Source organism: Thermobifida halotolerans (assembly GCF_003574835.2).
Taxonomy (GTDB): Bacteria; Actinomycetota; Actinomycetes; order Streptosporangiales; family Streptosporangiaceae; genus Thermobifida; species Thermobifida halotolerans.
In genome coordinates this window covers 5397255-5421119 of sequence record NZ_CP063196.1, presented here as the reverse complement: position 1 = coordinate 5421119, position 23865 = coordinate 5397255, and the positions used below count along the sequence as shown (strand labels likewise).

At 71.1% G+C, this 23865-nt stretch carries 16 protein-coding genes and 1 riboswitch; of the genes, 5 read left to right on the top strand and 11 right to left on the bottom strand.

From position 1 onward, the window contains the following. Positions 1-92: 92 nt before the first annotated feature. Positions 93-1247, top strand: coding sequence for a DUF695 domain-containing protein (locus NI17_RS23960; RefSeq protein WP_119267885.1), 1155 nt, complete (start codon positions 93-95; stop codon positions 1245-1247). Positions 1248-1327: 80 nt separating this feature from the next. On the opposite strand, the gene NI17_RS23955 is transcribed toward NI17_RS23960, so the two are convergent. The 10 genes from NI17_RS23955 to glgP form a co-directional block, all read right to left on the bottom strand. Next, positions 1328-2500 carry a cysteine desulfurase family protein gene (locus NI17_RS23955; RefSeq protein WP_068687605.1) on the bottom strand — a complete coding sequence of 391 codons (1173 nt, stop codon included), beginning with the start codon at positions 2498-2500 and terminating at the stop codon, positions 1328-1330. 148 nt (positions 2501-2648) lie between these two features. Then, the gene (locus tag NI17_RS23950; protein WP_068687604.1) at positions 2649-3593 is read right to left on the bottom strand and encodes an electron transfer flavoprotein subunit alpha/FixB family protein; all 945 of its coding nucleotides are present in this window, start codon (positions 3591-3593) and stop codon (positions 2649-2651) included. 27 nt (positions 3594-3620) lie between these two features. Continuing rightward, positions 3621-4400, bottom strand: a complete 780-nt coding sequence (locus NI17_RS23945; protein ID WP_068687603.1) for an electron transfer flavoprotein subunit beta/FixA family protein — start codon at positions 4398-4400, stop codon at positions 3621-3623. A 238-nt stretch (positions 4401-4638) separates the two neighbouring features. Next, positions 4639-6519, bottom strand: coding sequence for a serine/threonine-protein kinase (locus tag NI17_RS23940; RefSeq protein WP_234401555.1), 1881 nt, complete (start codon positions 6517-6519; stop codon positions 4639-4641). A gap of 385 nt (positions 6520-6904) precedes the next feature. Further along, entirely contained in the window at positions 6905-7447 is a 543-nt protein-coding gene (locus tag NI17_RS23935; RefSeq protein ID WP_068687601.1) for a YbaK/EbsC family protein, read from the bottom strand. Positions 7448-7453: 6 nt separating this feature from the next. Further along, positions 7454-8242, bottom strand: coding sequence for an enoyl-CoA hydratase/isomerase family protein (locus NI17_RS23930; protein ID WP_068687600.1), 789 nt, complete (start codon positions 8240-8242; stop codon positions 7454-7456). A 323-nt stretch (positions 8243-8565) separates the two neighbouring features. Then, on the bottom strand, positions 8566-9363 hold the full coding sequence (locus tag NI17_RS23925; protein ID WP_084012332.1) for an energy-coupling factor transporter transmembrane component T family protein: 798 nt from the start codon (positions 9361-9363) through the stop codon (positions 8566-8568). Further along, on the bottom strand, positions 9360-10910 hold the full coding sequence (locus tag NI17_RS23920; protein ID WP_068687599.1) for an ABC transporter ATP-binding protein: 1551 nt from the start codon (positions 10908-10910) through the stop codon (positions 9360-9362). The genes NI17_RS23925 and NI17_RS23920 overlap by 4 nt, the downstream gene beginning before the upstream one ends. Positions 10911-10914: 4 nt before the next feature. Beyond that, complete coding sequence (locus NI17_RS23915) at positions 10915-11520, bottom strand: ECF transporter S component (protein WP_068687598.1); 606 nt, start codon at positions 11518-11520, stop codon at positions 10915-10917. A 106-nt stretch (positions 11521-11626) separates the two neighbouring features. Further along, a riboswitch (TPP riboswitch) is annotated at positions 11627-11732 on the bottom strand. Between the two features lie 371 nt (positions 11733-12103). Further along, positions 12104-14725, bottom strand: a complete 2622-nt coding sequence (gene glgP, locus NI17_RS23910) for an alpha-glucan family phosphorylase (protein ID WP_068687597.1) — start codon at positions 14723-14725, stop codon at positions 12104-12106. 568 nt (positions 14726-15293) lie between these two features. Between glgP and NI17_RS23905 the strand changes: the two genes are divergently transcribed. The 4 genes from NI17_RS23905 (at position 15294) to glgB (ending at position 22837) form a co-directional block, all read left to right on the top strand. After that, positions 15294-17276 (top strand): alpha-1,4-glucan--maltose-1-phosphate maltosyltransferase, encoded by a 1983-nt coding sequence (locus NI17_RS23905; RefSeq protein ID WP_084012331.1) that lies wholly within the window; start codon positions 15294-15296, stop codon positions 17274-17276. Between the two features lie 62 nt (positions 17277-17338). Continuing rightward, positions 17339-19162 carry a maltose alpha-D-glucosyltransferase gene (gene treS / locus NI17_RS23900; RefSeq protein WP_243597575.1) on the top strand — a complete coding sequence of 608 codons (1824 nt, stop codon included), beginning with the start codon at positions 17339-17341 and terminating at the stop codon, positions 19160-19162. A gap of 20 nt (positions 19163-19182) precedes the next feature. Next, positions 19183-20577: a maltokinase N-terminal cap-like domain-containing protein gene (locus NI17_RS23895; RefSeq protein ID WP_068687596.1), complete on the top strand. Its 1395-nt coding sequence runs from the start codon at positions 19183-19185 to the stop codon at positions 20575-20577. 82 nt (positions 20578-20659) lie between these two features. Further along, entirely contained in the window at positions 20660-22837 is a 2178-nt protein-coding gene (glgB, locus tag NI17_RS23890; protein WP_068687595.1) for a 1,4-alpha-glucan branching protein GlgB, read from the top strand. Between the two features lie 148 nt (positions 22838-22985). Here the strand turns inward: glgB and NI17_RS23885 are convergent, their stop codons facing one another. Continuing rightward, a complete protein-coding gene (locus NI17_RS23885) occupies positions 22986-23792 on the bottom strand; it encodes a hypothetical protein (RefSeq protein ID WP_068687594.1) in 807 nt (268 codons plus the stop codon). Positions 23793-23865 lie beyond the last annotated feature (73 nt).

Sequence of the window (23865 nt, the reverse complement as noted above, 5' to 3'; positions counted from 1 at the left end):
TTCCCGGGACCGCGCCCACCCGTTTGTCGGCCGTGTGCGACGTTGCACCGCCCACGGCCGGAAACACCCCGGGGTTCTGCGAAAATCAGGGTATGGCTCTGTTCCGTCGCCGTCGCTCAGCCGATTCCGAGTCCGCCGTCGCCATCGACGACTTCTGGTCCGGGTGGACCGACGTCCGCGCCGCCCTGGCCGCGTCCGTCGACGAGGGGACCTCCGTTCCGGACGACGTCGCCCAACGGCTCGACGAACGGGTGCGGCGCATCCATCCCGGGCTCCGGTGGGAGGTGTCCCGCGCGCCCGAGTCGGAGCCGACCGGCCTGACCGCCTCCCTCGACTCCTTCGACAGTCCCGAAGCGCTGCTGGCCGGTCTGGACGAGCCCGCCTCGGCGCGCGCCTCCTACGCACTGGTCCTGCGCGCGGGCTCCGACGACGAGGCCCGGGTGCTGGCCGAACGCTGGTACCGCGCCGCTCCCGAGGACGCCGAGTGGGCGTTCTTCCCGGCCGCCCCGGCCGACCACGCCCGGCTCACCCGGACGTTGGCCTGGGACGACCACGAACTCGACCTGGCGCACACCTCGGTGTCGCTGCGGGTGGACCACTCCAGCGGGCGGATCGAGGTGGGGGTCTACCACCCCGACTTCATGTTCCTGCCCGAGGAGGCCCAGCGCGGGGTCGCCGAGCACGTGGTGCTGCTGGCCGTGGGCGAGGACGACCTGGTGCGCTGGGTCTCCTCGGTGCACCCGCTGGTGGACAAGCCCCTGGACCCGCTGCCGCCCACCTCGGTCCCCTCGGTGGTGCGGCAACTGTCCGGGACGGGCGGCGGAGGCGGGTGGGTGACCCTCCAGGGCCGCATCCCGCTGCGCGGCGCGCTGCAACTGTCGGCACGCTACCCGCTGCACCGCCGCGACTATCCCGCGCTGACCCTGTACGCGCAGGTCGTGGTCTCCTACGCGGAGACCGACGACGACCGGCTGCCCGCGGGCGCGTCGGCGTCGGCGCTGGAGGCCTACGCCCTGGGACTGCGTGAGATGCTCGGCTCCAACGGCGCGCTGTTCGCCCAGCAGACCGTCGGCGGCCAGCGGATCCTCCACTTCTACCTGGACCCCGAGTCGGGCGTCCTCCCCGAGTTCGAGAAGGCCGCCCGTGGCTGGTCGGAGGGCAAGGTGCACGTCACCAGCGCTCTGGACCCCGAGTGGCGCACCATCGACCAGATCCTCAAACCCATCCGCAAGCAGTTGGGGCGCTGACTCCGCCGCACACCGGCGATCTTGCCGCGAGAGGGACGTAATCGCAGTTCATAGGCCCCGTCCGTCAAGATCGTCGCTGGTCAGCTCCGTCTACGGGCGCGGGCCTTCCTGGCGCGCTCCACGGCGGGGCCGATGGCCTCGGCCAGTGCCTTGACGTCGGCTGAGGTGGAGCCGCGGCCCAGGGAGAAGCGCAGCGACTCCCGCGCGGTGTCGGGGTCGGCGCCCATCGCGAGCAGGACGTGGCTGGCCTGCGACACCCCCGCCGAGCACGCCGACCCGGTGGAGCAGCAGATGCCCTGGGCGTCCAGCAGCATCAGCAGCGCGTCGCCCTCGCAGCCGGGGAAGCCGATGTTGGCGTTGCCCGCGAGACGCTCGGTGGGGTGGCCGTTGAGCCGGATGTCGGGCACCGCCGCGCGCACCGCGGCGACGAGCTCGTCGCGCAGCGCCGCGAGTTCGGCCGCGTGCTCGGCGCGCTCGGCCACCGCCAGGCGCACCGCGGTGGCGAAGCCGCGCAGCAGCGGGGTCATCAGCGTCCCCGAGCGGACCTCACGTTCCTGACCGCCGCCGTGCAGCACCGGGACCGGGTCGACGCCGCGGGCCAGCAGCAGCGCCCCCGCGCCGACCGGTCCGCCCAGTTTGTGTCCGGTGAGGGTCAGCGCCGACACCCCGCTCGCGGCGAAGTCGACCGGTTCGACGCCCACGGCCTGCACCGCGTCGGTGTGGAACCAGATGTCGTACTCGGCGGCGACCGCGGCGAGTTCCGCGATCGGCTGGACCGTGCCGACCTCGTTGTTGGCCCACATCACCGAGACGAGGGCCACGCTTCCGGGGTCGCGTTCGATCGCCGCGCGCAGGGTCCCGGGATCGAGGCGGCCGTACCCGTCGACGGGCAGTTCCTCGACAAGTGCGCCCTGGTGATCGGCCATCCAGTGCGCCGGGTCGAGGACCGCGTGGTGTTCGACCGCGCTGACCAGGACGCGCCGCCGCGCGGGGTCCCGGGCGTGCCGCGCCCAGTACAGCCCCTTGACCGCGAGGTTGTCGGCCTCGGTGCCGCCGCTGGTGAACACCACCTCGTGCGGGGTACAGCCCAACGCCTCGGCGATGGTCTCACGGGACTCCTCCACCGTCCGCCGGGCCTGCCGTCCGGCCGCGTGCAGGGAGGACGCGTTTCCGAGAACGCCGAACCCGTCCGTCATGTCCGCGAGAACCTCGGGACGCGGCGGCGTCGTGGCGGCGTGGTCGAGATAAACCATGGCGCTTTCAGGATACGGCCGCGATTCGGGTGAAACGCGGGCGCGGTCGCGGACATGGGCGGGATAGGGGACAGACCGCCCGCCCGACACACGGCGGCCCCGGGCGGAGGGTTTCCGTCCGGGGCCGCCGTGTGTCGGCGTCAGACGCCTACTTGCGCTTGTTGATCTCCTCGGTCAACTGCGGGGCGACCTTGTGCAGGTCGCCGATGACCGCGAAGTCCGAGATCTCCAGGATCGGGGCCTCGGGGTCCTTGTTGACCGCGATGATCGTCTTGGAGGTCTGCATGCCCGCCCGGTGCTGGATCGCGCCGGAGATGCCCAGGGCGATGTAGAGGTTGGGCGAGACGGTCTTACCGGTCTGGCCGACCTGGAAGGCGTGCGGGTACCAGCCGGAGTCGACGGCGGCGCGGGAGGCGCCCACCGCGGCGCCGAGCGAGTCGGCCAGGTTCTCCACGACGGAGAAGTCGTCGCTGCCCACACCGCGGCCACCGGAGACCACGATCGCGGCCTCGGTGAGCTCGGGACGGGCGCCCTTCTCCTGCTTGACGCGCTCGGTGATCCGCGCGGCCTTGGCGGCGTCGGACAGCTCGACCGAGACGGCCTCCACCGCGGCGGCGCCGGGCGCGGCCTCGGCCGGAACGGCGTTGGGGCGTACGGCCACCACGGGGACACCGCTTCTGACCCGGGCGTGCGTGATGACGGCGCCACCGAAGATGGAGTGCTCGGCGACCGCCTCGGCGTTGACGTCCACCACGTCGGTGAGCACGCCCGACCCCAGTTTGACGGCGGTGCGTCCGGCGATCTCCTTGTTCTCGGCGGTGGCCGAGACCAGGACGGCGGCGGCGGAGGAGTCGGCGGCGAGCTTGGCCAGCAGTTCGGCCTTGGGCGCCACGACGTAGTCGTCGAGTTCGGCGGGGGCGGTGTAGATCTTCTCCGCGCCGTACTCGCCGAGCCTGGCCGTCAGCTCCTCGGTGGCCTCTCCCACGACCACCGCGGAGGGCTCGCCGATGCGGCGGGCCGCGGTCAGCAGCTCCAGTGTGACCTTCTTGACCTGTCCGTCGACGTGGTCGACGAGGACGAGGACCTCAGCCATGTTCTCTTCCCCTCTGTCGTCTCGTCGCTACACGAACTTCTTGCTGGCCAGGAAGTCGGCGATCTGTCCGCCGCCGTTGCCCTCGTCCTTGACGACGGTTCCGGCCGCGCGGGGCGGCGCCGGAGCGAAGTCGACGACCTCGGTGGTGGCGTTGGCCAGGCCGACCTTGGCGGCGTCGATGCCCGCGTCGGCGATGCCGAGTTTGGCGACCGGCTTCTTCTTGGCGGCCATGATCAGCTTGAACGACGGGTAGCGCGGTTCGTTGATCTTCTCGACCACCGAGATGACGGCCGGCAGGGTGGCCTCGACCACCTGGTAGCCGTCGTCGGTCTGGCGCTGGATCCGCACCGACGAACCGTCGATGTCGACCTTGTTGGCCAGGGTGAGCTGCGGCAGCCCCAGGTACTCGGCCAGGGCCGCGCCCACGACGCCGGTGCGCGCGTCGGTGGACTCCGACCCCAGGATCACCAGGTCGTACTCGAGGGTGCCCAGCGCCTGCGCCAACGCGTAGGCGGTCTGCAGCGCGTCGGAGCCCGCCAGCGCGTCGTCGCTGACGTGCACCGCCTTGTCCGCGCCCATGGAGAGGGCCTTGCGGATGGAGTCCGAGGCCTGTTCGGGGCCCATGGTGAGGATGGTCACCTCGCCGCCGTGCTTCTCCTTGAGAAGCAGTGCCTCCTCGATGGCGTACTCGTCGAGTTCGTTGATCACCCCGTCGGATGCGGCACGGTCCACCGTGCTGTCCGCCGGGTTCAGCTTGCGTTCGGTCTCGGTGTCCGGGACCTGCTTGACCAAGACGACAATGTTCATGTCGGTGGTCGACCTCCCTGCCCTTGTCTGCGCCGTCCTCGTGGACGTCGGGGACGCGGGCGCGTCCGTGGTTTCTCCCCAAGAGTGCCAAACACCCGAACGGGATTCGGAGGCGGGTTGGTGTTACGTGCCCCCCGCCGCGGCGTCCTCGACTCCTGTGCCCACACCATATGTTACCGGCTGGTAGCATGCGGCGCGACCACGGTCCGTGGACCACCGGGGGAGAAATCGTCCCTGGTCAGGAGCCGAACCACTCCGACGGTCCGGGGACCGGGTCCCAGGCCGGAACCAGTTGCACGCCGAAGACCACCAGGAACAGCGCGATCAGGCTCACCGCGACGATGGTCCCCCAGTAGACGTAGGTGTTGCGGATGGTGATCCTGCCGACCAGCCACCGCGACTGGCGCTGCGCCCCGCGGGCGTGCGGCCCGAACAGGAAGTTCATCAGCACCACGACCCCCAGGGCCCAGGCGCCCACCGAGTTGGCCGCGCTGTTGCCGCTGAGCATCCCGATCGCGATTCCCACCACGATCCCGGCGAGCAGGTAGCCCAGGCCGTACAGCGCCGCGTAACCCAGTGTGCGCAGCAGCGCCCACGGCATGCTCAGCGCCACGACCACGTTGTCGGAACTGCGCGGACCGCGCTCGTGCAGCCGACGGGCGTGCTCCCGCTTGGCGAGGTCCAGACCGCCCAGGACGGTGACCGCGAGGGTGCCCAGCAGCAGACCGATGGTCGGGACCATGAGGGTCAGTCCGACGATTCCCAGCGCCACCGGGATCACCATGACCCACGGCAGCCGCCTGGCCTCCTGCTCGTCGTAGTACTCGCCGTCGTCATCGTCGCCGCCGAAGTAGTCGCTGAGCCGGTCCTCGCTCCCGCGCCGGGCACGGAACCGGTCGAGCAGGCTCGGCGGCTCGTCCTCGTAGTCGTCGGCGGAGAGGGTGGAGGTCCGGCCGGACCTGCCGTCGTAGTCGACGGGGGTCAGGATGTCGCGGAACTCCTCGGGGTGCAGCGTGGCGTCGTAGTAGTGGGCGCCGGAGCGGCGGCCCGCGCCGCTGCCTTCGTCGCCCTCGTCGTAGCCCTCCTGGGCCACCATCGTCCGGTCCGGAGCCGCCATCGTCTGGTCGGGAGCGACCATGGTGCGGTCCGGGGCGCCGCCCGACTCCGCCGCCACCGTGCGGGGGGCCTCCTCCTCGGGCACCGACTCCGGTTCCGGCGCGGACCCGGGAAGGTCCGCGGCCACGGTGTGCGTTCCGGTGGCCCCGGAGGGCTGGTAGTTGTCCTCGACCCAGGGCAGGTCGAGGTTGAGCTGCTCGGTGTGGGTCACCAGTTGGGCGGCGGTGGGACGGGACTTGGGGTCGCGGCGCACCGCGGCCTGGACGATCGGGCGCAGCGCGTCCGGCACGCCGTCGAGACTGATCTCACCGTTGAGGATCCTGAAGAAGATCACCTCGAAGGCCCCCGCGCCGTAGGGCGGAGTGCCGGTGGCGGCGAAGGCGACCGTGGCTCCCCAGGCGTGGATGTCGGTGGCCGGGCTCAGGTCCGTCCCCTCGATGACCTCGGGGGACAGATAGCTCGGCGTGCCGACGAAGGTACCGGTCTGGGTGAGCTTGGAGCCGTCCACCGCGTAGGCGATACCGAAGTCGATGATGATCGGTTCGCCGTTGGAGATGATCACGTTGCCGGGCTTGAGGTCGCGGTGGATGACCTCCGCGGCGTGGATGTCGCGCAGCGCCCTGGCCAGTCCGGTGACCAGACGGGTCAGCGCACGGCCGCGCAGGGGGCCGTGGTTGGTCACGGTGGAGTCCAGGGTGGGGCCGGGAATGTACTCGGTGACCACCCAGGGCAGCGGAGCACTGGTGTCGGCGTCGATGACCTCGGCGACGTTGCGGCTGCGCACCCGCTGCATGGTCATGACCTCACGGGCCAGACGCGCGCGGGCGATGTCGTCCCCGGCCACCTCCGAGCGCAGCACCTTGACCGCGACCAGGCGGTCCTCAGGGTCTACGGCTTGGTACACGACGCCCATGCCGCCGTGGCCGATACGCCGACGGATCCGGTAAGGGCCGATGTACTCCGGCAGCTCCTCACCATCGGGGAAACCTGCCGCCATTGCCATAGTGATCTCATCCCCTCGAACACCGCTTGGTGCAGCCTATCGGCCGGGACCCGCCGGACTCGTGCGGTGCGCGCCCGGCTGCTCCGGGGCCGTGACCGCACAGGCCCGACGACACAGCATCTCGGTGACGCCGAACCGACGGCGCGCTCCACCGAGGTCCCCTCACGCTGGCCGGATCGCGCACGGTCGCCAGGAGCGCACCCGTGACACCTCACACGTCCTCGGGGGGACTCCTTGAGTATGACGGAAAAACCCGTGGGAAGGTTCCCCCCGATATCGCCGTCCGACCTCCCCGCACGGCCCCAGGAAGCCCTGGCCTGCGGACCGTACGGAAAGTAGGGGTGTTCTCATCGTGGGTGAGACCGGGGGCGGGCGCTCCCCTCGGTCAGACGGGCCGGGCGAGATCCTCGACGACCTGCGCGTTCGGGAGTTCGGCCAGGGCCGCCCCCGGCAGGACGAGCTTGGAGCGGCGCAGTCCGCTGCCGACGACCACGTGGGACCGGGCGACCACCGCGGCGTCGACCAGGACCGGCCATTCCTCGGGAAGTCCCACCGGGGTGATTCCGCCGTACTCCATACCGGTCTGCCGCACCGCCTCGTCCTGGGGGGCGAAGCTGGCCTTGCGCGCCTCCAACCTCCTGCGGACCACCCCGTTGACGTCGGCGCGGGTGGTGGCCAGCACCACGCAGGCCGCCAGGCGGGTCCGGCCGCCTCGTCTGGCGGCGATGACGACGCAGTTGGCGGAGGCGTCCAGGGGCACCCCGTAGGCGGCGCAGAAGTTCGCGGTGTCGGCCAGGTCGGGGTCGATGGCGGCGACCTGGACCCGGTCCACCGGGGTGGGGTGCTTCCACGCGGCGACCGCGGCGGCGACCGGGGCGGCCAGCAGGTCGGTCCGGTCAGCGGCGGGATGGGTGGTGAGCTGCCACACGTCCGCTCACCGTCCGGAGAACTCGGCCCTGCCCGGGCCGTGCTCGACGAAGCTGCGCATTCCCGTCTTCTGGTCCTCGGTGGCGAACAGCGCGGAGAACTGCAGCCGCTCGATCTCCAGGCCGGTGTCGAGGTCCACCTCCAGCCCGGCGTCGATGGCCTGCTTGGCCGCGCGCAGCGCGGCGGCGGGTCCGCCCGCGTAGCGCGCCGCCATGGACACCGCCGTGCGGTACACCTCCTCGGCGGGCACCACCGCGTCCACCAGGCCGATCCGCAGTGCCTCCGCAGCGTCGACGTGCCGACCGGTGTAGATCAGGTCCTTGGCCCTGGCCGGGCCGATGAGCCGGGGCAGCCGCTGGGTGCCGCCCGCACCGGGGATGATTCCGAGCTGGATCTCGGGCTGACCGAGCTTGGCGTTGTCCGCGGCGACCCGGAAGTCGGCGCACAGCGCCAGCTCGCAGCCACCGCCGAGGGCGTAGCCGGTGATCGCGGCGATGACGGGCTTGGGAATCCGGGCCACGGCGGTGAAGCAGTCCTGGAGCGTGCGGGAGTGCGCGGCCATGTCGGCGTAGCCCATGTCCGCCATCTCCTTGATGTCGGCTCCGGCGGCGAACACCCGCTCCCCGCCGTAGACGACCGCCGCCGCCACGGACCGGTCCGCGCCGACCCGCGCGGCGGCTTCGGCGATCTCCCGCTGGACCCGGCTGTTGAGCGCGTTCATCCTGGGCCGGTCGAGTCTGATCACGGCGACCGCCGGGTGATCGGGGTCGGCCTCCACACGCACGAACTCGCCCATACCAACACCTCTCCCGTGCTTCCCCGCGTTGCCTGGGTTGACCGAGTCTTCCCCTTCTCCCTATCACCCCGGCCGCTGCGGCCGACGCGGCGCCCCGCCCGCAGCGGCCGGAGCCGCGGACCGACCGTCGTCTTCGGGAGAGTCCTCCGGGGAAGTGCCTCCACCGCCCGAACGTCAACGGTTGCCCCGATCTGTCTTTCGAAACGGTCACCCGCGGGCGTGGCCGCCGTCCGGGGCCGGACGGCGCGGGCAGGATCGGACGGTGAGGGGACGCCCCCGGTCCGGTGACCCCGGGGGCGTCCCCTCTTCTCCCGCTCCCCTCCTCAGCCGAACAGCAGGCTCAGCGTGCCCAGACGGGCCGAGACCGTGTAGGCGGCGCCGAGCAGCAGCACGCTGGAGACGACGAGCAGGCTGTCGGCCACCCGCCACCGGCTGGTCCGCGCGTGCGACCGCGGCCCCGTCCCGAACGCCCGGGCGTCCATCGCCGTCGCCAGCAGGGTCCCGGTCCGGATGGCCCGGACCAGCAGCGCGAACACCCGCCCGAAGAAGATCGACAGCGCGGCCGCGGGACTGCGTCCGGCCTCCAGGCCGCGCGCCCGGCGGGCCAGCGTGATGGTGCGCCACTGGTCGGCCAGCAGCGGCACCAGCCGCAGCGCGGCGAGCACACCCATGGCGGGCCGCTCCGGCACCCTGAGCCGCTGCACGAGGGCGTCGGCCAGGTCGGTGGGGTCGCTGCTGGCCCCGGCCAGGAGGCCGGGCAGGGCGATGGCCAGCAGCCGGACCGCCGCGCCGAGCGCTCCCGAGGCCCCCTCCTCCCCGTACAGGAGGTTCACCAGCCCGGTGGAGGCGCCCATGAGCAGGAACGGGACACTCAGGACCAGCAGGGTCGTCCGGTTGATGCCGCTGAACGGGACCAGTGCCGCCGTCACTGCCAGCACCACGCCGCCGGTCACCGGGTCCACCGCGGGGATGAGCCCGAAGGAGATGACCAGCGCCGCGATCAGCTTGGCCGCCGGGTTGACGCCGAGCAGCCAGGAACGCACGCCCACCGGCCGCCGGAAAGCCTGCTCGTCGGTCCGCCCGGTCCGGTCGACCTGGCCGACCGGGGGCACGGGGTTCATCGGCCCACATCCGTTCCGGTGCGTGCGACGGGGGTGACCGAGCCGTCGGCCACCCGCAGTTCGACGTCGGTGAGGTGGCGCAGCAGCAGCGTGTCGTGGGTGGCCATGACGATCGCCCGCCCCTGGGAGCGCAGGCCGTCCAGGAGTTCCACGAGCTCCAGCCACGTCCGGGTGTCCTGGCCGAAGGTGGGTTCGTCCAGGACCAGCGCGTCGGGTGCGTGCGCGGGGCCGGAGCTGAGCGCGGTGGCCACCGACAGCCGCCGCTTCTCCCCGCCGGACAGGGTGTAGGGGTGCTTGTCGGCGAGCCGGGTGAGCCGCAGCCGGTCCAGCAGTTCGTCCACCCACGCGGCGGTCTCGGACTCGCCCGTTCCGGCGCGCAGCGGCGCGAACCGCAGTTCGTCGTACACGGTGGCGGTGACGAACTGGTCCTCGGCGTGCTGGAACACCGTGCCGACGTGCCGGGCGAGGCGGCGCGCGGGCCACTTCGCCAGCGGCCTCGGGTCGGCGTCGGCGAGCGGGCCGCGCGGCAGCACCCGGCCCGCCCGCGGTCGGCCCAGTCCGGCCAGCGCCGTCAGCAGCGTGGACTTTCCGGCGCCGTTGGCCCCGGTCAGGGCGGTGGCGGTGCCCGCGTCGACCGTGACGTTCACGTCGTGCAGGACTGGCCTGGACCGCCGGAAGCGGCCCAGGCCCGGCCCGCCGGGGGTGTGCAGTGAGCAGTCCACGGCCTCGACGAGCGCGGGGCCGCCGGGGGCGGCCCACGTGCGGGGCACGGGGTCGAGACCGGGCACCCACACCCCGCCCGCGGCGAGGGAGCGGCCGTGCTCGGCGAAGACGGCGCGCGGCTCGCCGTCGGCGACGACCCCGCCGCCCGGTTCCACGACCACGACCCGGTCCACCAGGTCCACCACGTCGGCGACGCGGTGCTCGACCAGCACCAGGGTGGCCTCGGTGTCGTCCAGCAGTCGGGCGAGGACGTCGCGGACCAGGCGCGCGCCCGCCGGGTCGAGGTTGGCGGTGGGTTCGTCCAGCAGCAGCATCCGGGGCCGCATGGCGAGTACTCCGGCGATGACCAGCCGCTGCTTCTCGCCGCCGGACAGCGCCGCCGTGGAGTGCGCCCGCCCGTAGGGGAAGCCGACGCGTGCGAGCGCCTCGTCCACGCGCGCCCAGATCTCCGCGCGGGGCACACCCAGGTTCTCGGGTCCGAACGCGACGTCGTCCCCGGCGCGGGCCATCACCAGTTGGCTTTCGGGGTCCTGGGCCACCAGGCCGATCGCGCCGCGCCGCCGGGCCGCCGGCTCCCCGTCGACGAGCAGGCGGCCCTCCTGTTCCCCGTTGATGGCGCCGTCGGGTCCGGCGAGTCCGGCGAGCGCGTGCAGCAGGGTGCTCTTGCCCGCGCCGGACGCGCCCAGCAGCAGGACGCGCTCGCCCGGCTCGATCACCAGGTCGACATCGCGCAGCGTGTACTCGGCGCGCCCGGCGTGCTTCCAGCCCCAGCCGGAGAGTTCGACGCGCGCGCCGGGGCCGCCGTCGCGGTTCGCGGCGGACACCGGGTCATCCCCGCGCGGAGGGGAAGGGGGCCAGCGCCCCGGCCGCGGCCAGGCGCGTGGTGAGGACCCGGGAGCCCATTCCCGCGATGACGCCCGCGCTGATCAGCACGATCACCCCGTAGGCGATCTGGTGGGACAGCGGCCAGGTGATGTGGGAGGTGATGTTGTCCCGGATGGCCGGGGAGATTCCCCCGGCGACTCCCGCCAGGACGGCCGCGCCCATGCCCCAGCGGCGGTAGCCGAGGGCGAGGAAGGCCAGTTCGCTCAGCAGTCCCTGGAGGGCACCGGAGACCAGCACGGCCGTTCCCCACGCGGTGCCCAGGACCATCTCCAGGGAGGCCGCCGCCAGGGAGGTCAGCAGGGCGGCACCGGGTTTGCGGATGATGAGCCCGCCGAGGACTCCGGGCACCATCCACATGCCGTAGAGGACGGCCTGGGCGGGCGGGAAGAAGGCGAACAGGCCGGTGGTGGCGCTCCACAGCGCGCTCCACAGCCAGAACACGATGCCGACGGCGACGCCGATGACGGCGGCCACCACGATGTCCACGGTGCGCCAGTTCAGCAGGGTCTTGAGGTCTCGCCCGGACTGGGGGTCGGCCGGGGTGGTCATGGTCGTCGTCCCTTCGCGCATGACGGAGGGCTCTGCGGCCAAGAGCGCACACCGGCGGTGTGGGTGGTGCGCACCGGGAGCACCGGTGCGCGAGAGCACGCCACCGGTGGCGGTTCCCACGACTTCCTTCGCTGGCATTACCCAGATCAGGTGTGTAAGGGTCTGCGGCTGTGCCGCACTCTCAGCGCTGAGGCGCTCCCCTGTCGTTCGGTTGTCCCCATCATTATGGCCGTACGCCCGCGCCGCGGGTCAAGCCGCCCCGGCCGTTTCCCGGTCCGGGCCGCCGCGGCGGTGTGGCGTTCGGGGCGGGTGGGGTCGCGGTTCCTCTCGGGGCGGAAGACGGGTCAGCGGCCGGTGGCCGGGAAGGGCGGCCGTGGGCGCGGTACCAGGCCGCGGTGTCGGCGACGGTCTGTTCGAGGGGACGCACGACGACGCCGAGCAGCGCTTCTCCGCCCCCTGGCCTCCGACGAGGTCGCCGCCCCCAGCGACATGGCTGGCCGACTGCTCGGCGCGCACCCCCGCCCGTCCAGGCGCTGCTGAGCCCGGCCCGCGCGGGCCGGGCGGGCCGGGCGGGCCGGGCGGATCAGCGCAGCACCAGACCGCCGATCCCGGTGGCGGGCTCGGGGACCACGGCCACGCCCATCTCGGCCGGATGGGTCAGCAGCGGGTGCCTGGGCCGCACCCGGACCGTGTAGCCGCACGCGCCCGCGCGGTCCAGCGGGACCGTCCCGGCGAAGCGCACCAGGGGTGGCGCGACGTCCCGGTCCTCCAGGGGCGTCAGTTCGGTGAAGGACGGCTCCACCAGTTCGTCGGCCTCGTCGACGCGGCCCAGGGCCACCTCCACGCTCAGGTCCTCGGGGTCGATCCCGCCCAGCACGAGGGTGGCCCGCACCACGAGCTCTCCGTCGAGCTGCGGCGGTCCGTCCTTGCCGGCCACCTCGACGTGCTCGATGCGCACCCCCGGCCAGGCGTGCAGGACCCGCCGCTTCCAGGCCGCCAGCTCGCGGGCGCCGCGCTGCCCGTCGGCGACGAGCCGCCGGGAGGAGACCGCGGCGGGCTGGTAGAGGCGCTCCACGTACTCGCGGACCATGCGGGTGGCCAGCACCTTGGGCCCCAGCGAGACCAGGGTGTGCTTGACCATCTCCAGCCACCGCTTGGGCAGTCCGGCCTCGTCCCGGTCGTAGAACAGCGGCGCGACCTGCTCCTCGAACAGGTCGTACAGTGCCGCGGCCTCGATGTCGTCCCGCCGGTCGGGGTCGCTCACGCCGTCGGCGGTGGGGATCGCCCAGCCGTTGGAGCCGTCGAACCACTCGTCCCACCAGCCGTCGCGGACCGACAGGTTGAGGCCGCCGTTGAGCGCGGACTTCATACCGGAGGTGCCGCACGCCTCCAGCGGGCGCAGCGGGTTGTTCAGCCACACGTCGCAACCGCGCACCAGCGCGGCCGCCAGCGCCATGTCGTAGTCGGGCAGGAAGACGATGCGGTCCCGCACCCGGGGGTCGTCGCCGAAGCGCACGATCTCCTGGATGAGCCGCTTGCCGCCCTCGTCCGCGGGGTGCGCCTTGCCCGCGATGACGATCTGGACGGGCCGCTCGGGGTGGCGCAGCAGCGCGGCGAGGCGCTCCCGGTCCCGCAGCATCAGGGTGAGCCGCTTGTAGGAGGGCACCCGGCGGGCGAAGCCGACGGTGAGGACGTCGGGGTCGAGCGCGTCGTCGATCCAGGCGAGTTCGGCCTCGGTGGCCCCGCGCTGCCGCCACGAGACGCGCAGCCGCGCACGGACCTCGGCGACCAGGCGTTCGCGCAACCGGCAGCGCATCCGCCACAGTTCGTCCTCGCCCTTGTCGACGATCCGCTCCCAGCCGCGGGGCGTGTCGAACTCCTCGGGGTCGGCGACCAGGGACCGGGCCGTCTCCATCCCCTCCTCCGACACCCAGGTGGCCGCGTGCACGCCGTTGGTGACCGAGGTGATGGGGACCTCGTCGACGTCGAAGCCCGGCCACAGCCCGCCGAACATCTCTCGGCTGACCGCGCCGTGCAGGCGGCTGACCCCGTTGACCCGCTGGGCGAGCCGCATGCCCATCACGGCCATGTTGAACACGTCCGGGTCGCCGCCCGGGTAGGTCTCGGCTCCCAGTGCCATGACCCGCTCGACGGGCAGCCCGGGCAGGGCGACCGGGCCGCTGAAGTGGCGCTCCACCAGGTCCCGGGGGAACCGGTCGATTCCGGCGGGCACCGGCGTGTGGGTGGTGAACACCGTGCCCGCCCGGGTGGCCTCCAGGGCCTCGTCGAAGTCGAGGCCGACGGTCTCGATGTACTCGCGCAGCCGCTCCAGGCCCAGGAACCCGGCGTGCCCCTCGTTCATGTGGAAGACCTCGGGCACGGGGTGGCCGGTGCGGGCGCAGTAGGCGCGCACCGCCCGCACCCCGCCGATGCCCAGCAGTAGTTCCTGGCGCAGTCGCTGCTCGTTGCCGCCGCCGTAGAGACGGTCGGTGACGTCGCGCAGCTCGGGGTCGTTGTCCTCCTGGCAGGCGTCCAGCAGCAGCAGCGGCACCCGGCCCACGCGCACCACCCACACGTGCGCGGTCAGGAGCCGGTCGTCGGGCAGGGCGACGGTGACGCAGACCGGGCTCCCGTCGTCCTCCAGGCGGGTCATGGGCAGGCCGCGCGGGTCGATCTCGGGGTAGCGCTCCAGTTGCCATCCCTCGGACGACAGCGACTGGGAGAAGTAGCCGTGCCGGTACAGCAGTCCCACGCCGATGACGGGGACCCCCAGGTCGCTGGCGCTTTTGAGGTGGTCTCCGGCGAGGATGCCCAGTCCGCCGGAGTACTGCGGCAGCGCGGCGTCCAGGCCGTACTCGGCGGAGAAGTAGGCGATCGCCGAGGGAGGCGCGGTCTCGGCCCCCTCCGCGAACCGCTGGTACCACAGCGGGGAGTCGAGGTAGCGGTCGAGGTTGGCGGCGGCCTCGTCGAGTCGGGCGCGGAACTCCGCGTCACGGGAGAGCTCACGGAGTCGTTCGGGGCGGACCTCGCCGAGCAGCCGGGCCGGGTCGCGGCCCACGGACTCCCAGGTCTGGGGGTCGACCGCGGCGAACACCGCGCGTGTGGGAGCGTGCCACGCCCAGCGCAGGTTGGCGGCGAGCCTGCCCAGGGAAGCCAGCTCGTCGGGCAGAACGGTGCGGACGGTGAACCTACGAATGGCCTTCACAAACGGGAGGCTAACCAACAGACCGGCCGCATGCGAGCCTTCCACGCCGCCCCGTCCCGAATGTCGGCGAATCATCCCCCGGCGGTCGGGGATCATTCGCGGCGAGGGCGTTTTTGTAAAAGTTTTACTCTTTCCGGAAAAACTCTTGACCCTCGCGGCGGAAACAGCGGGCGCGGCGATGCTAACCCCGCCCTGTGTCACGGAGAATTCTCCCGTGTTTCGCGTTGTTTACATGAAGAGGACAGGGAGTCCGCAGGTGGGAGAGGCGCCGGAGCCGCCGGAGCGGGTCCGCCCTCCGTCCGCCTTTCCGGTTTCCCGAACCTCCGGGTGTTCCTCTTGGACAGCCGGCGAATCTGTGACTAGTCTCACAAAAATAAATCCCTTCGGACTGTCGGAGAGCGGGGAATCCGGCCTGACGATAGACACAGGAACGACCCAACCACTCCATCCCGAAAACCCACACAGGTGACCTTTCGGGCTATTTGCCGCGCCCAAACTCCATCATCCGCCCTCAAATCCACCAGAACCCACCAAACCGCCCACACCTCAACATCTCGATGGTGCACCCGTGATCGGACGATTTCCCATTCTTGACGTCTCGCCCGTGGTCGAAGCCGGGACCGCCAAGGCCGTCGTCGGCGAGACCTTCCCCGTGCGCGCGACCGTGTTCCGTGAAGGGCACGAGGCGCTCGGCGTAGGCGTGGTCCTCTACACTCCCGAGGGCCGCCGCCAGCCCCTCGTCCCACTCCGCGAACTCACCCCGGGCACCGACCGCTACGGAGCCGAGGTCACCGTCACCTCCGAGGGGTGCTGGTCCTTCGCCATCGAGGCGTGGAGCGACCCGTACGCGACCTGGCGCCACGACGCCGAGATCAAGATCCCGCTCGGCCAGGACGTCGACCTGATGCTGGAGGAGGGCGCCCGCCTGCTCGACCGCGTCGCCCGACGCGTCCCGCGCCGCCCCGCGGTCGCCGAGGTCGCCGCCGCCATGCGGGACGAGTCCCGCCCCGCCCACGAACGACTGGCGCTCGCCGTCTCCGACCTCGTCCTGGACGAGCTGGCCGAGCGCCCGCTGCGTGAACTCGTCACCCGGTCCAGACGCTTCCCCGTGGTGGTCAGCCGCCGCCGCGCGCTGTTCGGCTCCTGGTACGAGTTCTTCCCTCGCTCCGAGGGCGCGGTGCTCGACACCGAGGACGGCGAACCCCGCTCCGGAACGTTCGCCACCGCCGCCAGACGTCTTCCCGCCATCGCCGACATGGGCTTCGACGTCGTCTACCTGCCGCCCGTCCACCCGGTGGGCCACTCCTTCCGCAAGGGGCGCAACAACACGCCCCTCTCCCAGCCCGGCGACCCCGGGTCGGTGTGGGCGATCGGCTCCTACGAGGGCGGCCACGACGCGATCCACCCCGACCTGGGCACCATCGAGGACTTCGACGCCTTCGTGGCCCGCGCCCGCGAACTCGGCCTGGAGATCGCCATGGACCTGGCCCTCCAGTGCTCCCCCGACCACCCGTGGGTCAAGGAGCACCCCGAGTGGTTCACGATCCGCGCCGACGGCTCTATCGCCTACGCGGAGAACCCGCCCAAGAAGTACCAGGACATCTACCCGCTCAACTTCGACAAGGACCCCGAGGGCATCTTCGCCGAGGTGCGCCGGATCGTACGGCACTGGATGTCCCACGGCGTGCGCGTCTTCCGCGTGGACAATCCGCACACCAAGCCGGTGGCGTTCTGGGAGCGGCTGCTGGCCGACATCGCCGAGACCGACCCCGACGTGATCTTCCTCGCCGAGGCCTTCACCCGGCCCGCGATGATGCACACCCTGGCCCGGATCGGGTTCCACCAGTCCTACACCTACTTCACCTGGCGCAACACCAAGGAGGAACTGGAGGAGTACCTCACCGAACTCACCGGCGACGCCGCCGCGTACATGCGCCCCAACTTCTTCGTCAACACCCCCGACATCCTGCACGCCTACCTGCAGCACGGAGGGCGTCCGGCGTTCGAGGTGCGGGCGATCCTGGCCGCCACGCTCTCCCCGACCTGGGGCATGTACTCCGGCTACGAGCTGTGCGAGAACCAGGCGCTGAAGCCGGGCAGCGAGGAGTACCTGGACTCGGAGAAGTACCAGTACCGGCCGCGCGACTGGGACGCGGCCGAGGCGGCCGGAACAACCATCACCCCGCTGATCCGCAAGCTAAACTACCTGCGGCGAAGCCACCCGGCGCTGCAAGAACTGCGCAACCTGCGGTTCCACCACGTCGACCAGCCCGAGATCATCTGCTACTCGAAGCGGCTGGCCTCCGCCGACGGGGGTCCCGACGACATCATCCTGGTCGTCGCCAATCTCGACCCGCACCACACGCGCGAAGCGACCGTATGGCTCGACATGCCCGCACTCGGCTTCGCACCCGACGACCACATCACGGTCACCGACCAGTTGTCGGGCCACTCATATTACTGGGTAGGGGCCAACTATGTCCGCCTCGACCCACACGTCCAGACCGCTCACGTATTCACAGTCACCTCTGCCGTAGGGGCCCCGGACTGATCACGCCCGCACCCGGGGCCCTGTGGGAACGCAGTGGACAGCCAACACAGGTGGAGAAGTCGATGACCACACCCGAGCCGGTTCCCGGCACCAGCCGCACACCCCTTGTGTCCGTGCCCGACACGTTCACCCACGAGAAGCCGCGCGATCCCTACTGGTACAAGCACGCGGTCTTCTACGAGGTCCTGGTCCGCGGCTTCTACGACTCCAACGGAGACGGCACCGGCGACCTGCGCGGTCTGATCGAGAAGCTCGACTACCTCCAGTGGCTGGGCATCGACTGCCTGTGGCTGCTGCCGATCTACGAGTCGCCGCTGCGCGACGGCGGCTACGACATCTCCGACTACATGAAGATCCTGCCCGAGTTCGGGCAGATCGCCGACTTCATCGAACTGGTGGAGAAGGCGCACGAACGCGGCATCCGGGTCATCACCGACCTGGTCATGAACCACACCAGCGACCAGCACCCCTGGTTCAGGGCATCCCGGGAGGACCCCGACGGCCCCTACGGCGACTTCTACGTCTGGTCCGACACCACCGAACGCTACGCCGACGCGCGCATCATCTTCGTCGACACCGAGCAGTCCAACTGGACCTACGACGAGGTGCGCGGACAGTACTACTGGCACCGGTTCTTCTCCCACCAGCCGGACCTCAACTTCGAGAACCCGGCGGTGCAGGAGGCCATCCTGGAGGTACTGCGCTTCTGGCTCGACCTCGGCATCGACGGATTCCGCCTGGACGCCGTGCCGTACCTGTACGAGCGCGAGGGCACCAACTGCGAGAACCTCAAGGAGACCCACGAGTTCCTCAAGCGCGTCCGCGCCGAGGTGGACCGCCTCTACCCCGACCGGGTGCTGCTGAGCGAGGCCAACCAGTGGCCCGCCGACGTCGTCGACTACTTCGGCGACTTCGAGTCCGGTGGCGACGAGTGCCACATGAACTTCCACTTCCCGCTGATGCCGCGCATGTTCATGGCGGTGCGCCGGGAACAGCGCTACCCCATCTCCGAGATCCTCGCGCAGACCCCGCGCATCCCGCGCAACTGCCAGTGGGCGATCTTCCTGCGCAACCACGACGAGCTGACGCTGGAGATGGTCAACGACGAAGAGCGCGACTACATGTACGCCGAGTACGCCAAGGACCCGCGGATGCGCGCCAACGTGGGCATCCGCCGCCGCCTGGCCCCCCTGCTGGAGAACGACCCGAACCAGATCAAGCTGTTCACCGCGCTGCTGCTGTCCCTGCCCGGCTCCCCGGTGCTGTACTACGGCGACGAGATCGGCATGGGCGACAACATCTGGCTGGGCGACCGCGACAGCGTGCGCACGCCCATGCAGTGGACGCCCGACCGCAACGCCGGGTTCTCCCGCTGCGACCCCGGCCGCCTGTACCTGCCGCTGATCATGGACCCGATCTACGGCTACCAGGCGATCAACGTCGAGGCCCAGCGCGACAACCCCAGTTCGCTGCTGCACTGGACCCGCAAGATGATCCAGATCCGCAAGCGGCACCCGGTCTTCGGCACCGGCCAGTTCACCGAGTTGCACGCGAGCAACCCCAGTGTGCTGGCGTTCGTCCGCGAGTACGGCGACGACCGGATGCTGTGCGTCAACAACCTGTCCCGTTTCCCCCAGCCGGTCGAGTTGGACCTCCGCCGCTTCGAGGGGGTCACTCCGATCGAGTGCACCGGGGGAGTGCATTTCCCGCCGATCGGGGAACTGCCCTACCTGCTGACTCTTCCCGGACACGGCTTCTACTGGTTCCAGCTTCCGCCGGTTCCGGAGGAGCAGCCCCTGGTCAGTCCCGTGACCGCCATCACGGCCGTCCTTCCGGAGGTCGGCGCCGCCGGCGACGCGGCGCCCGCCACGGTCCAACGGTCCTGAGGAGAACGGATCTCTTTACCATGACTCGGCTTGAGGAGCTACTGACCACCTGGATCCCGACACAGCGCTGGTTCGCGGGCAAGGGGGTGGCCGTCGACGCCCTGCGGATCGAGGCCACCCATGTCCTGGTCCCCGGCGTGCCAGGACTGCGGATACTGGTGGTGGCGGTCGCCCAGAACGGCAGAACCGACCGCTATCAGGTGCTTCTCGGGTTGAGAGCTCCCGACGCGATCGCGGACGAACTCGCACACGCCGTCATCGGCGTGTGCGACTCCCCTGCCGACCTGCGCGACCTGCCGTCCGTGGTGGTCTACGACGCCACGCACGACGCGAGCATGACGGCGTACCTGCTGGACGCGATCGCCGAGGACCGCGACGACGGTGCGGTGCGGTTCCGCAGCGCGCCCGGCAGCACGGTGCACACCGGACTGCGCAGTCTGGTGCTGACCGGCGAGCAGTCCAACACCACCCTGGTCTACGGGGAGGAGTACGTGCTCAAGACGTTCCGGCGGCTGTGGCCGGGACGCAATCCCGACCTGGAGCTGACCTCGGCGCTGGCCCGGGTCGGGTCGGAGTACATCGCCCGCCCCCATGGCTGGATCGAGACCGACGTGGTCGATCCGGAGACCGGTCGGACCACGCCGACCACGCTGGCGATGCTCCAGCAGTACCTGCGCAGCGCCACCGACGGCTGGGTGCTGGCCGCCACCAGCGTGCGCGACCTGTACGCCTCGCCGGACCTGCTGCCCGGTGAGGCGGGCGGCGACTTCGCCGGGGAGGCCCATCGGCTGGGCGCGGCCACCGCCGCGGTCCACCGGGACCTGGCCCGGGTGCTGCCCACGGACGTGCTCAGTCCCGAGGCCCAGGCACGGCTGGCGGACGACATGGCCGCGCGGCTGCACGTGGCGGTGGCCGAGGTACCGGAGCTGGCCTCCCACGCGCGGACGCTGTACGCGGCGTTCGAGGCGCTGGGCAACATGGACGCCGACCTTCCGGTGCAGCGGGTGCACGGGGACTACCACCTGGGGCAGGTGGTGCGCACCGACTCCGGGTGGGTGCTGCTGGACTTCGAGGGGGAACCCGCGGTGCCGGTCCGCGAGCGGCAGAAGCTGTCCAGTCCGCTGCGGGACGTGGCGGGCATGCTGCGCTCGTTCGACTACGCCGCCCGGTACCAGCTCGTGGGACGCACCGACAACTCCGCACTGGTGGCGACGGCACGGGCGTGGGCCCAGCGCAACCGCGAGGCGTTCTGCGAGGGCTACGCCTTCGGCGGCGGGGTCGACCCCGAGAAGCACCAGATGGTGCTGCGCGCGTTCGAGTACGACAAGGCGGTCTACGAGGTGATGTACGAGGCTCGCCACCGTCCGCACTGGATCAGCATCCCACTGGACTCGATCATGGCGCTGACCGGGTGACTCCACCTCACCCGATCCGGTCAGCCCGCTCCCCCGGGGCTTCGGCCCAGCTCTCCCACACCTTCGACCATTACGGATAGCCATGACCGACGCACTCTTCGCCGAGATCGACCGCCTGGTGGCCGGACACCACCACAATCCGCACGGGCTGCTGGGTGCCCACCCGGGCCCGGACGGGATCACCGTACGCGCCCTGCGCCCCCTTGCCTGGTCGGTACACGCCCTGCTGGCGGACGGCAGCCGGGTCGAACTTCCCCACCTGCACAACGGCGTGTTCGCCGGAACCGTACCGGGAACGCAGATCCCCGACTACCGGCTGGCGGTGCGCTACTCCGCCGACGGCGAGGAGATCGTTGTCGACGACCCCTACCGGCACATGCCCGCCCTGGGCGACCTGGACATCCACCTCCTCTGCGAGGGGCGCCACGAGGAGATGTGGCGGGCGTTGGGGGCGCGCACCAGACGCTTCGCCTCGGTGATGGGCGAGGTCACCGGAACCGTGTTCGCGGTGTGGGCGCCCAACGCCCGCGGGGTGCGCGTCATCGGGGACTTCAACCACTGGGACGGCACCGGGCATCCGATGCGTTCGCTGGGCTCCTGCGGCGTGTGGGAACTGTTCGTTCCCGGGGTCGGGGACGGCACCCGGTACAAGTACCAGGTACTGGGCGCCGACGGCGTGTGGCGGGAGAAGGCCGACCCGATGGCGTTCGCCGCCCAGGTGCCTCCGGAGACCGCGTCGGTGGTGTTCACCTCCCGCCACGAGTGGCACGACGACACCTGGCTCGCCGAACGCAAGATCGCCGACCCCACCCGGCAGCCGATGAGCGTCTACGAGGTGCACCTCGGCTCGTGGCGGCCCGGTCTGTCCTACCGGGAACTGGCCGACCAGCTCGTGGACTACGTCAGCGAGACGGGGTTCACGCACGTGGAGTTCCTGCCCGTCGCCGAGCACCCGTTCGGCGGGTCGTGGGGCTACCAGGTCACCTCCTACTACGCGCCCAGCTCCCGGTTCGGCTCCCCCGACGACTTCCGACACCTGGTGGACCGGCTGCACCAGGCGGGAATCGGGGTGCTGCTGGACTGGGTACCCGCGCACTTCCCCAAGAACGAGTGGGCGCTGGCCCGTTTCGACGGCACCGCGCTGTACGAGCACCCCGACCCGCGGCGCGGCGAGCACCCCGACTGGGGCACGCTCATCTTCAACTACGGCCGCACCGAGGTGCGCAACTTCCTGATCGCCAACGCGCTGTTCTGGCTGGAGGAGTTCCACATCGACGGGCTGCGGGTGGACGCCGTGGCCTCGATGATCTACCTGGACTACTCCCGCGAGCCGGGGCAGTGGGAGCCCAACGCGTACGGCGGCAGGGAGAACCTGGAGGCCATCGACTTCCTCAAGGAGTTGAACGCCACCGCCTACCGCCGCAACCCGGGGATCACCATGATCGCCGAGGAGTCGACGGCCTGGCCCGGGGTGACCCGTCCCACCGACACCGGAGGACTCGGCTTCGGCTTCAAGTGGAACATGGGCTGGATGCACGACACCCTGTCCTACCTGCGACACGACCCGGTGCACCGCCAGTACCACCACAACGAGATCACCTTCTCGCTGGTGTACGCCCACAGCGAGAACTACGTGCTGCCGCTCTCCCACGACGAGGTGGTGCACGGCAAGGGCTCGCTGCTGTACAAGATGCCCGGGGACGAGTGGCAGCGCTGCGCCAACCTGCGGGCGCTGCTGGCCTACATGTGGGCGCACCCGGGCAAGCAACTGCTGTTCATGGGCGACGAGATCGCCCAGGGCGACGAGTGGTCGCACGACGCCGGGGTGCAGTGGTGGCTGCTGCGGTATCCGCACCACTCGGGGGTGCGCCGCCTGGTGACCGACCTCAACCGGACCTACCGGGACACTCCGGCGCTGTGGACCCAGGACACCGTTCCCGACGGCTTCACCTGGCTGGACGGCGGCGACGCGGGCGGCAACACGCTGTCGTTCCTGCGGTGGGGGGACGACGGTTCGGTGCTGGCCTGCCTGGTGAACTTCAGCGGCGGCCCGTATCCGGAGCGCCGGGTCGGACTGCCCCGCGCCGGCCGGTGGCGTGAGATCCTCAACACCGACGCCGCGCTCTACGGCGGCAGCGGCGTCTCCCAACCGGGGATCATCGAGGCCACCGAGGACGTCCCGTGGAACGGCCAGCCCGCCTCGGCCCTGGTGACCTACCCGCCGCTGGGCGCGTCCTGGCTGGTGTTCGACGGGGAGTGAGTCAAGCGCCCGGCCCCGGGGAGGGCGGGACCGTGTCGAGAGGCCCCTGGAGCCGAGCGCTCCCGGACGATGTCCCGTCTTCCCCGGGCTGGTGTTCCGGGCGCCTCGGGCCGAGGGCCCCGGAAACCCTCCGGGCGCCTGTCACGCGCTAGTCGTCGTCCCGGTTGTTGTTGCCGTTGCCGTTGCCGCCGCCCCGGTTGCCGTTGCCGCCGCCGTTGTCGTCGTCTTCCTGTTCCTGCTCGCTGTTGCGCTGCTTGTACTCCGTGACGTCCATCGACTCGGCGACCGTGAGGTAGAGGCTGTCGTAGCGCTGGTCCACCGACCAGGCGTAGACCAGCACGTCACTCTCCGGCAAAAACCACATCCGCACCTCGAAGACGTCGTCGTTCTCGCAGGTCACCTGCCATGTGGAGTAGTGTGACTTGAGGCCGTCGGCGTGTGTGGTCAGTCCGTCGCCGACCAGGTGCAGCTTCGACTCCCTGATCCCGACGTCTCCGGCCTCGGCGGTGCTCAGGCTGCGGCAGGCGGTGGGGTCCGCCGCCCAGCCGTCGTCCTTGTGGAAGTCGCTGTCCTTCTTGGGCCAGTTCTCGGGGTGCCGCTCGGCGGCCTTGGGGCGCACCTCGATCGCGCCGTAGCCGCACGCGGACTGGCCGGGAGGGCGCATGCACAGCACTCCGTCCCCCTGGTCGACCTCCCACCCCTCGGGCGCGTTGATCTTGACGCCCTCGATGTTGAGGGGGGTGAAGCCCCCGGGTGCGGGAGCCTCGGCGGCCGCGAGGACACCGCCGTACGTGGCTTCGGGTTCGGGAACGGGGGGAAGCTCCGTCGAGGCCGAACCGGAGTCGCCTCCGCAGCCGGTCACGGCCAGTGACGCGACAGCCAGGGCCGCCGCCGCACGGACGGACGGACGTCTCCGCGGAGCCTCGAACCGCGCTCGGCTGGGGATGCCGGACATGCGATTCCCTTCTCTACACGCTTGACCTCAACGACGATAGCGGGCGAATCTGGCGTTCTGCGCCACACTCTGT